This window comes from Streptomyces botrytidirepellens, assembly GCF_003721215.1.
Classification (GTDB): Bacteria; Actinomycetota; Actinomycetes; order Streptomycetales; family Streptomycetaceae; genus Streptomyces; species Streptomyces himastatinicus.
The window spans coordinates 1-12,362 of sequence record NZ_RIBZ01000784.1 but is presented as its reverse complement, the minus strand read 5'-3'; the positions used below and the strand labels follow the sequence as shown (position 1 = coordinate 12,362).

Genomic DNA, 12,362 nt, shown 5'->3' with positions numbered 1-12,362 from the left:
CGGCGGAGGAGCCCGGGCAGGAACCGGCCCGATGAGCGGCGACGAGACGGCGGCGGCCCGAGCCGGTGCCGCCGGGGCGAGCGCGGCCGGGGTCCTGGCGCTGCTGCGGCGGCGCGGGCAGACCGTGGCCGTCGCCGAGTCCCTGACCGGCGGCCTGGTGGCCGCCGAGCTGACCGCCGTGGACGGGGCCTCCCACGCCTTCCGCGGCTCGGTGACCGCCTACGCCACCGACCTCAAGCGCGACCTGCTGGGCGTGGACGGCGCGCTGCTGGCCGAGCGTGGGGCGGTGGACGCGGAGGTCGCCCGGCAGATGGCGGGGGGCGTACGGCGCGCCCTGGGCGCCGACTGGGGCGTGGCGACCACCGGTGTGGCGGGTCCCACACCGCAGGACGGAAAGCCCGTGGGCACCGTCCACGTGGCCGTCGCCGGGCCCTCGAACAAGCCCGCGGCCGCGGCGCTGCGGCTGGCGGGGGACCGGGCCGGAATCCGCGCAGAGAGCGTTCGCGCCGCGGTCAAGCTGCTGTTCAGCGAATTGATCGCGACAGCGGGGGCACAGGATACGGAACAACACGACGAATTTTGATGTTTGCAGCCCTGAGTGAACACGACATCGCTCCCCGCACGGGCACAGCCAGAGGCGGTACGGTGGGGCGAGAAGGATCCGGATCCGAGGTCCGAGGAGGGAGCCAGCGATGATTCTGCTCCGTCGCCTGCTGGGTGACGTGCTGCGCCGGCAGCGCCAGCGCCAGGGCCGTACTCTGCGCGAGGTTTCCTCCTCCGCCCGGGTGTCGCTCGGCTATCTGTCAGAGGTCGAGCGCGGGCAGAAGGAAGCCTCTTCCGAGCTGCTGTCGGCGATCTGCGACGCCCTGGACGTACGGATGTCACAGGTCATGCGCGAGGTCAGCGACGAGCTGTCGCTCGCGGAGCTGGCGGAGTCGGCCACGGCGAGCGAGAAGGTGCCAGCACCGATGCGGCCCATGCTCAATTCGGTGTCCGTCACCTCTGTGACGGGCGTCCCGGACGAGCGGGTGACCATCAAGCCGCCCAAGGAGGCTGTGGACGTCGTGGCGGCCTGACGGCCCCACGTCAGCGCGGAAGCTCTTCGAGCCCCGGCCGGTAGCGATACCGGCCGGGGCTCGATGTTTGACCGGCGCCTTTCCGGTCACCTGACTGGTGGAGAGGTAATCAAGGGGGGCCAAACGGTCGAACAGGAGGAAGTGGATGTCTGTGGTCAAGAGCCCGCTCGCCGAGGAGAACCTCAAGGTCGTCAGCGACGCTCTGCAAGGCGCCCTCGTCGACCTCGTCGACCTCGCCCTGGTGGGCAAGCAGATCCACTGGACGGTCATCGGACCGCGTTTCCGCACGGTTCACTTCCAGCTCGACGATGTGGTGTCGACGGCCAGGACGCACGCCGACACGGTCGCGGAGCGCGCCTCGGCGCTCGGGATAGCGCCGGACGGACGGGCCGAGACGGTGGCCAAGCAGAGCGCCATCGGCAACGTCAAGGATGGCTGGACCCAGGACACGGACGCCGTGAGGACGCTCGTGGACGCACTCGGGTCCGTGATCTCCCGCATGCGCGAGCGCATCGCCGCGACGGACGAGCCGGATCCGGTGACCCAGGACATTCTCATCGGGCTCACCCGGGACCTGGAGAAGCACCACTGGATGTTCCAGGCGGAGAACGTCAACGGACACTGAACGACGAGACAGGCAAGGGCGGTACTTCCGCTCGCACCCTGTGTGGTCATCGCCGGGGCACGGCCCCCCGGCCTCCGGCGATGGCCGCACAGTCTGCGAGCTGACGGACGTCGGCTCATGGCCCGCCGCGGGGGGTGCCCCGCTCTGGGTGCGCCCCGCGGTGCGGCTGGGCACACTGGGGGAGCGCGGGGGTCCGACACGCGCTGACGGGCCTCCTGTGCGCCCTCCCGCCGCGTGCGAACAGGCGTCTAGCGTCGCCCGAAGGAGGCAGCATGGCAGCCGTGGGAGGGGCCGGCACCCTGCGCCGAAGGCCGGTTCGATGGGTGATCGCGCTCGTTCTCGGCGGCCTGTGGTGGTGGTCCGTGCTCCGGCTGGCGGTGCAGCCGACCGGTACCGGACCGGTCGAGGGGGCGTTCGCCGTCGGCGGCTGGGGGCTGAGCCTGCTGCCCGTGCACTGCGGTCCCTCGCCCCGGCGCGGAGGCGTGCGCGAGCGGATCACCAGGGCATCGCGACTCCGCCATTCGGGCGCAGGATCTGGCCGGTCGTGAACGCGGAGGCGTCCGACGCCAGGTGCAGCACGGCATGGGCGACGTCCTCCGGCTCGCCCACCCGCCCCAGCGGTGCGTGGCGGACCATGGGGGCCTCGGCGCGCCGCTGCTCCTCGGCGGTGCCGCGCCGTGTCATGGGCGTACGGACCCAGCCGGGGGCGACCGCGTTGACGCGGATGCCGTGCGGTCCCATCTCGGCGGCGAGGATCCGGGTCAGCTGGACCACGGCGGCCTTGGCGACGCCGTAGCACAGCAGCCCGGGGGTGCCGGAGTCGATCGCGCCGGACGCCATGGTGACGATGGACCCGCCGGCGCCGTGGTCGATCATGGCGCGGGCCGCCTCCTGGCAGCCGTACAGCACGCCCTTGAAGTTGACCGCCAGCACCCGGTCCAGATCGTCCTCCGCGGTCTCCAGGACCGTGCTGCGGTGCATGATCCCGGCGATGGCCGCCATCACGGCGAGGTGGCCCCCGGCGCGGACGGCCGCCGTTGCGGCGGCGGAGACGACGGCCGCGACCTGGGCGCGGTCGGTGACGTCGAGGGGGTGGGCGTGGGCGCTGCCGCCGTCGGAGGTGATGCGCTCCGCTGTGCGCCGGGCTCCGTGCTCGTCGAGATCGGCGCAGTGCACGACCGCCCCGGCCGCCGCCAGCAGGATGGCGGTGGCGCGTCCGATGCCGCTCGCGGCGCCGGTGACCAGTGCGGTGCGGCCGGTGAGGTCGTACGCCGTGACGGTCATGGGCCGACCGTACGACCGGATCTGACGGTCCGTCAATTACTGTGACGGGCCCGGGTCGGGCGGCTCCGGCTGGCACACCGGGCACCAGAAGGTCGTACGCTCCTGACCCGCGCGGCCCTGGTCCGCGGCGCGCACCGGCGTACCGCAGCGCAGACAGGGGCGCCCCGCCCGGCCGTACACCCACAGCCGCCGGTCGGGGCGCGCCTGCGCCGTGGTGACCCGGGCCCGGCGCGTCCGGTTGGCCTCCAGGAGCCGCTTGGCGAGGTCCACCAGGCGCTCGGGGGAGGGCACGCGGCCGATCGGCAGCCAGGGCGGGACCCGCAGCACGAAGCACAGCTCGCACGTGTACACATTGCCGATCCCGGCCAGGTTGCGCTGGTCCAGCAGCGCCTCGCCCACCGGGCGGGACGGGTCGGCGAGCAGCCGCCCCAGCGCCTCGTCCGGATCCCAGTCCGGGCCGAGGAGATCGGGCCCGAGGTGGCCCACCGCGCGGTCCTCGTCCGCGGTGCGCAGCAGCTCCAGGACCGGGAGGCGGTAGCCCACGGCGGTGCGCTCGGCCGTGGCCAGGACGGCGCGGATCTGGTGGTGCGGGCCGCCGCGCCAGCGCTCGCCGTGGCCGTACACCAGCCACGCGCCGTCCATCCGCAGATGGGAGTGGAGGGTCAGCCCGCCCTCCACCCGGGTCAGCAGATGCTTGCCGCGCGCGACCACCTCGAGGACCCGGCGGCCGGTGAGGTCGACGGTCGCCAGCCGGGGCACCCGCAGATCACAGCCGGTGAGCGGCGGGCCCGCCAGGGCGTCGTCCAGGCGCCGGGCCGTCTGCCAGACGGTGTCTCCCTCGGGCATCCCGCCCCCTCAGGGACGCAGCCGCAGGCCGCGCGGGGTCGCGTGGAAGCCCGCGGCCTCCAGGAGGCGGCCGATCGGCGAGGACAGCGCCGCGGCGCCGTTGACCCGCTCGACGGTCACCGAGCCGAGGACGCCCGCGCGGGCGGACTGGGCCAGGGCCTCGACCGCGGTACGCAGCCGGGCGTCCTCCTCCGGGGATGCCGCCTCGGCCTCGCCCGCGGGCCAGGCGAGCAGGGTCTTGCCGCCGCGCTCCATGTAGAGGGTCAGCTCCCCGTCGACCAGCGCCACCAGCGCGCCCGCCTTGCGGCCCGGCCGGTGGTTCGCGCCCGCGGGCGGATCGGGCCAGGGGAGGGCCGCGCCGTACGCGTTGGCGGGGTCGGCGGCGGCGAGGACGGTGGTGCGCTGGGACGACTGCCCCGGCGGACCGCCGTTACCGCCCGGGTAACCGCCCGGACCGCCGTAACCGCCTTGGGCGCCGAAGGCCGCGCCCGCCGCCCGGTCGCGCGCCGTGCTGACCGCGCGCAGCCGGTCGACCGCGCCGTCCATCGCGAACTGCGCGGCCCCCAGCCCCTCCACCACATAGCCGCGGCGCGCCTGGCCCGTCTCCTCGAAGGCGGACAGCACCCGGTACGCGGCGGAGAAGCCGCCCTCGACCCCCTCGGCGGCGACCGCCCCGCGGGTGACCACCCCGTGCCGGTCCAGCAGGGTGCGCGCCAGGGCGTGCGCCCGGTGGGTGGGCTCGGTCTCGCGCTCCGGCAGCAGCGACCAGCGCCCGGCGACGGTCGGCGGCCCGCTGCGCGAGGCGGTGGGGCGGCCGGTGCGCCCCGTCAGCGTGCCGTACCGGCCCCGGGGGACCGTGCGCTTGGCGCGGTGGGCGGTGGCCCCCGCGGTGCGGCCCGAGCCCAGCAGGGAGCGCAGCGGGGCCAGGGTGTCGCCGGTGAGCCGGCCGGACCAGGCCAGGTCCCATATCGCGTCGGCGAGCTGGGCGTCCTGGAACTCGTGACCGGCGGCCCGGACCTGATCGGCGATCTGCCGGAAGAACAGCCCGAAGCCCCCGGCCAGCGCGTCCAGCACGGCCTGGTGGAGCGGCCCCGCCTCGAAGGGGTGCGGGGTGTGCAGGAGCAGCGGGGCGGTCTCGGCGAGATGGAGGGTGACCCAGCCGTCCTTGCCGGGCAGCGCGCCCGCACCGGCCCAGACGACCTCACCGGCGGCGGTCAGCTCGTCCAGCATCGTCGGGTTGTAGTCGCCGACCCGGGAGGGCAGGACGAGCTTCTCCAGGGCGGACGCCGGGACCGGTGCGCCCTGGAGCTGCTCGATGGCGCGCACCAGCCCGTCGATGCCCCGCAGGCTGTGGGTGCCCAGATGCTGCCACTGGGGGAGGAAGGCGGCGAGCGCCGAGGGCGGTACGGGCTCCAGCTCCTCGCGCAGCGCGGCCAGCGAGCGCCGTCGCAGGCGGCGCAGCACGGTGGCGTCGCACCACTCGTGCGCCGTGCCCGCCGGATGGAATTCGCCCTGGACGACGCGGCCGCTCGCGGCCAGGCGCTGGAGGGCGCCGTCGGTGACGGCCGTGCCCAGGCCCAGCCGGGCGGCCGCCTCGGCGGAGGTGAACGGGCCGTGGGTGCGGGCGTAGCGGGCCAGCAGATCGCCGAGCGGGTCGCCCACAGGCTCGGTGAACGCCTCGGGGACGCCCACCGGCAGCGCCGTGCCCAGTGCGTCGCGCAGCCGCCCCGCGTCCTCGACGGCCGCCCAGTGCTCCTCGCCCGCGATACGGACCCGGATCGCGCGCCGGGCCCGCTCCAGCTCCTCCGCCCACGCCGGGTCGGCGCCGCGCCCGGCCAGTTCGGCGCCGGTGAGCGGGCCGAGCAGCCGCAGCAGATCGGCGACGCCCTCGGCGTCCTTGGCACGGCGGTCCTCGGTGAGCCACTGAAGCTCGCGCTCCAGCTCGTCCAGGACGTCGGCGTCCAGCAGCTCGCGCAGCTCGGCCTGGCCCAGCAGCTCGGCCAGCAGCCGCGAGTCGAGGGAGAGGGCCGCGGCGCGCCGCTCGGCCAACGGCGAGTCGCCCTCGTACAGGAACTGCGCCACGTAGCCGAAGAGCAGCGAGCGGGCGAAGGGGGACGGCTCCGGGGTGGTCACCTCCACCAGCCGCACCCGCCGGGCCTCGATGTCGCCCATCAGCTCGGTGAGGCCGGGCACGTCGAAGACGTCCTGAAGGCATTCGCGGACGGCTTCCAGCACGATGGGGAACGAACCGAACTCGCTCGCCACCTGGAGGAGCTGGGCGGCCCGCTGGCGCTGCTGCCACAGCGGGGTGCGCTTGCCGGGATCGCGGCGGGGCAACAGCAGGGCGCGGGCGGCGCATTCGCGGAACCGGGAGGCGAACAGGGCCGAACTGCCGACCTGGTCGGTGACGATCTGGGACACCTCGCCCCGGTCGAAGGCGACATCGGCCGCACCGATGGGGGACTGCTCGCCGTCGTACTCGGTGCCCTGCCGCATCGGATCGGTGTCGAGCAGGTCCAGGCCCATGAGGTCCGCGTCGGGCAGCCGCAGGACGATGCCGTCGTCCGCGTGCATCACCTGGGCGTCCATGCCGTACCGCTCGGACAGCCGCGCGGCGAGCGCGAGCGCCCAGGGGGCGTGGACCTGCGCGCCGAAGGGGGAGTGGACCACCACGCGCCAGTCGCCCAGCTCGTCACGGAAGCGCTCCACCACGATCGTCCGGTCGTCCGGCACATGGCCGCAGGACTGGCGCTGTTCGCCCAGGTACGTGATCACGTTGTCGGCGGCCCAGGCGTCGAGCCCGGCGGCCAGTAGCCGCTCCCGGGCCTTCTCGGGGGCGAGGGCGCCGACCTCACGCAGGAACGCGCCCAGCGCCCGGCCCAGTTCGAGCGGGCGGCCGAGCTGGTCGCCCTTCCAGAAGGGGAGCCGGCCGGGCACGCCGGGAGCGGGGGAGACCAGGACGCGGTCGCGGGTGATGTCCTCGATCCGCCAGGACGTGGTGCCCAGGGTGAACACATCGCCCACCCGCGACTCGTAGACCATCTCCTCGTCCAGCTCCCCGACCCGGCCGCCGCCCTTCTTCGGGTCCGCGCCCGCCAGGAAGACGCCGAACAGCCCGCGGTCGGGGATGGTGCCGCCGGAGGTCACCGCGAGCCGCTGCGCCCCCGGCCGCCCCGTGACCGTCCCCGCGACCCGGTCCCACACCAGGCGCGGCCGCAGCTCGGCGAAGGCGTCGGAGGGATAGCGGCCCGCGAGCATGTCGAGGACCGAGGTGTACGCCGACTCCGGGAGCGAGGCGAACGGCGCGGCGCGGCGGACCAGGGCCAGCAGCTCCTCCACGTCCCAGCTGTCCATGGCCGTCATGGCGATGAGCTGCTGGGCGAGCACGTCCAGCGGGTTCGCGGGCACCCGCAGCGACTCGATGGCCCCCTCCCGCATCCGCTCGGTGACCACCGCCGCCTGCACCAGATCGCCGCGGTACTTGGGGAACACCACACCGGTGGAGACCGCGCCCACCTGGTGCCCGGCCCGGCCCACCCGCTGGAGCCCGGAGGCCACCGAGGGCGGCGACTCGACCTGGACGACCAGGTCCACCGCGCCCATGTCGATGCCCAGCTCCAGGCTGGAGGTGGCGACGACGGCGGGCAGCCGACCCGCCTTCAAGTCCTCCTCGACCAGGGCCCGCTGCTCCTTGGACACCGAGCCGTGGTGCGCGCGGGCGAGCAGCGCGGGCGCACCACGGGCCGCACCGGCCTCGGCCATCAGCTCGGCGGGGGAGTGGTCCTCGGGCAGTGCCTCACCGGTGGCCCGCTCGTAGGCGATCTCGTTGAGCCGGTTGCACAGCCGCTCGGCCAGGCGGCGGGAGTTGGCGAAGACGATCGTGGACCGGTGCGCCTGGACGAGATCGGCGATCCGCTCCTCCACATGCGGCCAGATCGACGGCTTCTCGCCCGGCTGCCCGTCCTGGGCCGGGGAGCCGCCCAGTTCTCCCAGGTCCTCGACGGGGACGACCACCGACAGGTCGAACTCCTTGCCCGAGGGCGGCTGGACGATCTCCACCGCGCGCCGCGGCGACAGGAAGCGCGCCACCTCGTCCACCGGGCGCACCGTCGCCGACAGACCGATCCGCCGGGCGGGCCGGTCCAGCAGCTCGTCCAGCCGCTCCAGGGACAGCGCGAGATGCGCGCCGCGCTTCGTCCCCGCGACGGCGTGCACCTCGTCCAGGATCACCGTCTCCACTCCGCGCAGCGCCTCCCGGCTGGCGGAGGTGAGCATCAGGAACAGCGACTCGGGCGTGGTGATGAGGATGTCCGGCGGGCGGGTGGCCAGGGCGCGGCGCTCGGCGGCCGGGGTGTCGCCGGAGCGGATGCCCACCCGGATCTCGGGCTCGGGCAGGCCGAGGCGCGCCGACTCGTGCCGGATGCCGGTGAGCGGGCTGCGCAGGTTGCGCTCCACATCCACCGCCAGGGCCTTCAGCGGCGACACGTACAGCACCCGGCAGCGCTTGCGGTGCTCGGCGGGCGGCGGCTCGGCGGCCAGCCGGTCCAGCGCCGCCAGGAACGCGGCCAGCGTCTTGCCGGAGCCGGTCGGGGCGACCACCAGCACGTCCGAGCCCTCGCCGATGGCCCGCCACGCCCCCTCCTGCGCGGCCGTGGGCGCGGTGAAGGCGCCCGTGAACCACCCTCGGGTGGCCGGGGAGAATGCGTGCAGCGCCGACCGTGCCATGCCCCCCATCGTGCACCGCCCCACCGACAACCGGCCGTCTCCGCAGGTCAGCGCCGGGGTCCTCAGATCGCCCGCCCGTAGGCGCGCAGCGTGAGCAGCGCCTCCACGGTCACCACCGGCCGCCACTCCAGCGCCGCCCCCGGGGTCCAGTCCCGCCGCCGGGCCGGCCAGCCGCCGTCCTCGCGCTGCGCGGCCGCCAGGAAGTCCAGCGAGCGCTCCACCTCGGCGTCGGTGAACCAGCGGCGGGCCAGCGAGCCGGGAGCACGGGCGACGTCGTACACGAAGCTGTGCTCACCGGGGCCGTGGCCGGGCGGCAGCGGACCGTCCTCGGCGCGCTCGGGGTCCAGCACCACCAGCCGCCGCTCCCGCACCCGGCGGCCCAGCCGCTCGGCCACCTCCTCGGCGCGCGCCCGGTCCGGTGCGCCGTCCAGGAAGGCGACGGCCGCCGCCACCTCGTACGGACGCGCCGGGGCGCCCTCTTCCAGCGCCGTCACCGCCGCCCAGCAGAAGTCGGTGGCCCGGAACAGCCAGGCGTGCCACACCTCGTTGCGGTGCAGCAGCCCCACCACCGGCCCGGTGGTCAGCAGATCGCCGCGCGGATGGTCCGACGGCCTGATCCAGGGGGCGGCCGGATAGTCGCGGAGCGACGGGTGGCATGCGGGCAGCGCGCCGTCCCGGGTGGAGATCGCGGTCAGATAGCGGCACAGCCGCTCCACCCGCTGCCCTCCGCAGCGGCCGATCCCGTCGAGCACCCGCAGGGCGTGCGCGACGTGCTGCGGCTGGCTCACCGGGCCGCGCAGATCCGGCTCCAGGGCGTGGCCGTAGCCCCCGTCGGCGCCCAGGTACGCGGCGAGCGCGGTCTCGACCGGCTCGGCGTCGGCGTCCTGGAAGTGATACGCGAACCGGCGCTGCTCGAGCACGCGTGCGGTCAGCCACACGAACCGCGCGGCGCGGGCGAGCGGCGAGGCGGGCGTGGGCGGCGCGGACGGGGAGGAGGGGACTGCTGCGGATCGATCCATGGGACAGACCGTAGGGCGGGAAACGCCTGCGGAAGGGGGCTCACGCCCCGGTGCACCCCGGGAGCGCGATACTGGTCGCATGCGGTTGACGGTCTTCTGGCAGCGGATGGCGGATCACTTCGGTGAGGCGTACGCCGACTCCTTCGCGCGCGATCATGTGATGTCCCAGCTCGGCGGCCGGACCGTCCACCAGGCGCTCGCCGCGGGATGGGAGGCCAAGGACGTCTGGCGCGGAGTGTGCACCGCGATGGAGATCCCTCCCGAGAAGCGCTGACGAGCACGGGGCGGGGGCCGGGACGTGTGAGAGGGAGCGCACTCCCGGGGTGGCCGGATTTTCCGGACGGGTGTACGCCACACTTGCCGGGTGGCCCCGACCGAAGAGACCCTCTCCCCCGACGCCGACGGCGTCCCGACCCCCGCACAGGCCCCCGAGGACGCACCGGCCTCCAAGGACGCGCCTGCGCAGTCCGCGCGCATGCCGCGCTGGCTGCCCCGCGCCATGGTGCTCGCCCTTGCCCTGGTGGCCTGTTACCGGCTTGCCACCTGGGCCTTCGATCAGCTGACCGGACTGCTGCTGAACGTCCTGATCGCGTTCTTCCTGGCGCTCGCGATCGAACCGGCCGTGGACCGCATGGCCGCGCGCGGCGTCCGCCGGGGCCTGGCCACCGGAATTGTCTTCATCGGCATCCTCATCGCCGCCGCGGGCTTCTTCACCCTGCTCGGCTCGATGCTGGCCGACCAGATCATGACCATGGTCGAGGACTTCCCGAAGTACCTCGATCAGGTGGTCAGCTGGATCAACGACACGTTCCACACCCGGCTGTCGCGGCTGGAGATCCAGGACAGCCTGCTCCACTCCGACTGGCTGCAGAGCTATGTGAAGAACAGCGCCGACAATGTGCTGGACGTCTCCGCGCAGGTGCTCGGCGGGCTGTTCAGGCTCCTCACGGTGACGCTGTTCGCCTTCTACTTCGCCGCCGACGGCCCCCGGCTGCGCCGCGCGCTGTGCTCCGTGCTGCCGCCGAACCGGCAGACCGAGGTGCTGCGGGCCTGGGAGATCGCGGTCGCCAAGACCGGCGGCTACATCTACTCGCGCGGGCTGATGGCGCTGATCTCCGGTGTCGCGCACTACATCCTGCTGGAGAGCCTGGGCGTGCCCTACGCCCCGGCGCTGGCCGTCTGGGTGGGTCTGATCTCGCAGTTCATCCCGACCATCGGCACCTACCTGGCGGGCGCCCTGCCGATGCTGATCGCCTTCACGGTCAACCCCTGGTACGCGATCTGGGTGCTGGTCTTCGTCGTGGTCTACCAGCAGTTCGAGAACTACCTGCTCCAGCCGAGGATCACGTCGCGGACCGTGGACATCCACCCCGCCGTCTCCTTCGGATCGGTGATCGCGGGCACGGCGCTGCTGGGCGCGGTGGGGGCGCTGATCGCGATTCCGGCGACCGCGACGCTCCAGGCGTTCCTCGGCGCGTACATCAAGCGCTACGACGTGACGGACGATCCGCGGATGCACGGGCGGACGCGGCGGCGCGGTGCCTCAGCGCTGGCGCGCATGCGACACGCGCTGTCCCGGCGCAGTTGACACAAAAATCGAACATCCATTCTGATGGAGCCCCGGCCCGGTTATCCACAGGCCGAGCATGTCCGGGCCGCTTGTCAGTGGCAGGCGCTAGCGTCATGGACGTGAAGCGATCGACTCAAGCAAACCGGGTGGAACCCATGGCAGGAACCGACCGCGAGAAGGCACTCGACGCCGCGCTCGCACAGATTGAACGGCAGTTCGGCAAAGGCGCCGTGATGCGCATGGGCGAGCGGCCGAACGAGCCCATCGAGGTCATCCCCACCGGGTCGACCGCCCTCGATGTGGCCCTCGGCGTCGGCGGGCTGCCGCGCGGCCGCGTGGTGGAGGTGTACGGGCCGGAGTCCTCCGGTAAGACGACCCTGACCCTGCACGCGGTGGCCAACGCCCAGCGGTCCGGCGGCACCGTCGCCTTCGTGGACGCGGAGCACGCCCTCGACCCCGACTACGCGCAGAAGCTGGGCGTGGACACGGACTCGCTGATCCTGTCCCAGCCGGACAACGGCGAACAGGCGCTGGAGATCACGGACATGCTGATCCGTTCCGGCGCCCTCGACCTCATCGTCGTCGACTCCGTCGCCGCGCTGGTGCCGCGCGCGGAGATCGAGGGCGAGATGGGCGACTCCCATGTCGGCCTCCAGGCCCGGCTGATGAGCCAGGCGCTCCGTAAGATCACCGGTGCGCTGAACCAGTCCAAGACCACCGCGATCTTCATCAACCAGCTCCGGGAGAAGGTCGGCGTCATGTTCGGCTCCCCGGAGACCACCACCGGTGGCCGGGCGCTGAAGTTCTACGCCTCGGTGCGTCTGGACATCCGCCGCATCGAGACCCTCAAGGACGGCACCGACGCGGTGGGCAACCGCACCCGCGTCAAGGTCGTCAAGAACAAGGTGGCGCCGCCCTTCAAGCAGGCCGAGTTCGACATCCTTTACGGCCAGGGCATCAGCCGCGAGGGCGGTCTGATCGACATGGGCGTCGAGCACGGCTTCATCCGCAAGTCCGGCGCCTGGTACACCTACGAGGGCGACCAGCTCGGCCAGGGCAAGGAGAACGCCCGCAACTTCTTGAAGGACAACCCCGATCTCGCCAATGAGATCGAGAAGAAGATCAAGGAGAAGCTCGGCATCGGCGTGAAGCCCGCGGATCCGGCCGCCGAGCCCGGCCCGGACGCGGCGGGTGCCGTGCCCGCCGCGGAGCCGGCG

Annotated in this window: 10 protein-coding genes; 6 read left to right on the top strand and 4 right to left on the bottom strand. The window is 73.6% G+C overall.

Annotated elements, in window-relative coordinates; translation table 11 throughout:
* Positions 1-31 precede the first annotated feature (31 nt).
* The 3 genes from EEJ42_RS40045 to EEJ42_RS40035 all read left to right on the top strand — a co-directional run bounded on the left by EEJ42_RS40045 (position 32) and on the right by EEJ42_RS40035 (position 1,701).
* Positions 32-583: a CinA family protein gene (locus tag EEJ42_RS40045; protein ID WP_123107067.1), complete on the top strand. Its 552-nt coding sequence runs from the start codon at positions 32-34 to the stop codon at positions 581-583.
* A 109-nt stretch (positions 584-692) separates the two neighbouring features.
* The gene (locus EEJ42_RS40040; protein ID WP_123107066.1) at positions 693-1,076 is read left to right on the top strand and encodes a helix-turn-helix domain-containing protein; all 384 of its coding nucleotides are present in this window, start codon (positions 693-695) and stop codon (positions 1,074-1,076) included.
* 145 nt (positions 1,077-1,221) lie between these two features.
* On the top strand, positions 1,222-1,701 hold the full coding sequence (locus EEJ42_RS40035; protein WP_123107065.1) for a Dps family protein: 480 nt from the start codon (positions 1,222-1,224) through the stop codon (positions 1,699-1,701).
* A gap of 495 nt (positions 1,702-2,196) precedes the next feature.
* Here EEJ42_RS40035 and EEJ42_RS40025 read toward each other — a convergent pair whose 3' ends face one another.
* The 4 genes from EEJ42_RS40025 to EEJ42_RS40010 all read right to left on the bottom strand — a co-directional run bounded on the left by EEJ42_RS40025 (position 2,197) and on the right by EEJ42_RS40010 (position 9,575).
* On the bottom strand, positions 2,197-2,985 hold the full coding sequence (locus EEJ42_RS40025; protein WP_123107063.1) for an SDR family NAD(P)-dependent oxidoreductase: 789 nt from the start codon (positions 2,983-2,985) through the stop codon (positions 2,197-2,199).
* A gap of 36 nt (positions 2,986-3,021) precedes the next feature.
* Entirely contained in the window at positions 3,022-3,831 is an 810-nt protein-coding gene (locus EEJ42_RS40020; protein WP_123107062.1) for an Fpg/Nei family DNA glycosylase, read from the bottom strand.
* Positions 3,832-3,840: 9 nt separating this feature from the next.
* Positions 3,841-8,556 (bottom strand): ATP-dependent helicase, encoded by a 4,716-nt coding sequence (locus tag EEJ42_RS40015; protein WP_123107061.1) that lies wholly within the window; start codon positions 8,554-8,556, stop codon positions 3,841-3,843.
* Positions 8,557-8,618: 62 nt separating this feature from the next.
* Positions 8,619-9,575, bottom strand: coding sequence for a hypothetical protein (locus EEJ42_RS40010; protein ID WP_123107060.1), 957 nt, complete (start codon positions 9,573-9,575; stop codon positions 8,619-8,621).
* A 79-nt stretch (positions 9,576-9,654) separates the two neighbouring features.
* Between EEJ42_RS40010 and EEJ42_RS40005 the strand changes: the two genes are divergently transcribed.
* From EEJ42_RS40005 to recA, 3 genes are all read left to right on the top strand, one after another.
* On the top strand, positions 9,655-9,849 hold the full coding sequence (locus EEJ42_RS40005; protein WP_123107059.1) for a DUF3046 domain-containing protein: 195 nt from the start codon (positions 9,655-9,657) through the stop codon (positions 9,847-9,849).
* 90 nt (positions 9,850-9,939) lie between these two features.
* Positions 9,940-11,163 carry an AI-2E family transporter gene (locus tag EEJ42_RS40000; protein WP_123107058.1) on the top strand — a complete coding sequence of 408 codons (1,224 nt, stop codon included), beginning with the start codon at positions 9,940-9,942 and terminating at the stop codon, positions 11,161-11,163.
* Positions 11,164-11,300: 137 nt separating this feature from the next.
* On the top strand, positions 11,301-12,362 hold a 1,062-nt coding region (recA, locus tag EEJ42_RS39995; protein ID WP_123107057.1), incomplete at its 3' end, for a recombinase RecA.

What these genes read in the sequence shown, in the direction of transcription:
- EEJ42_RS40005 (WP_123107059.1), top strand. Translation starts at nt 9,655, where the DNA reads ATGCGGTTGACGGTCTTCTGGCAGCGGATGGCGGATCACTTCGGTGAG.
- EEJ42_RS40045 (WP_123107067.1), top strand. Translation starts at nt 32, where the DNA reads ATGAGCGGCGACGAGACGGCGGCGGCCCGAGCCGGTGCCGCCGGGGCG.
- EEJ42_RS40020 (WP_123107062.1), bottom strand. Translation starts at nt 3,831, where the DNA reads ATGCCCGAGGGAGACACCGTCTGGCAGACGGCCCGGCGCCTGGACGAC.
- EEJ42_RS40025 (WP_123107063.1), bottom strand. Translation starts at nt 2,985, where the DNA reads ATGACCGTCACGGCGTACGACCTCACCGGCCGCACCGCACTGGTCACC.
- EEJ42_RS40015 (WP_123107061.1), bottom strand. Translation starts at nt 8,556, where the DNA reads ATGGCACGGTCGGCGCTGCACGCATTCTCCCCGGCCACCCGAGGGTGG.
- EEJ42_RS40035 (WP_123107065.1), top strand. Translation starts at nt 1,222, where the DNA reads ATGTCTGTGGTCAAGAGCCCGCTCGCCGAGGAGAACCTCAAGGTCGTC.
- EEJ42_RS40010 (WP_123107060.1), bottom strand. Translation starts at nt 9,575, where the DNA reads ATGGATCGATCCGCAGCAGTCCCCTCCTCCCCGTCCGCGCCGCCCACG.
- EEJ42_RS40040 (WP_123107066.1), top strand. Translation starts at nt 693, where the DNA reads ATGATTCTGCTCCGTCGCCTGCTGGGTGACGTGCTGCGCCGGCAGCGC.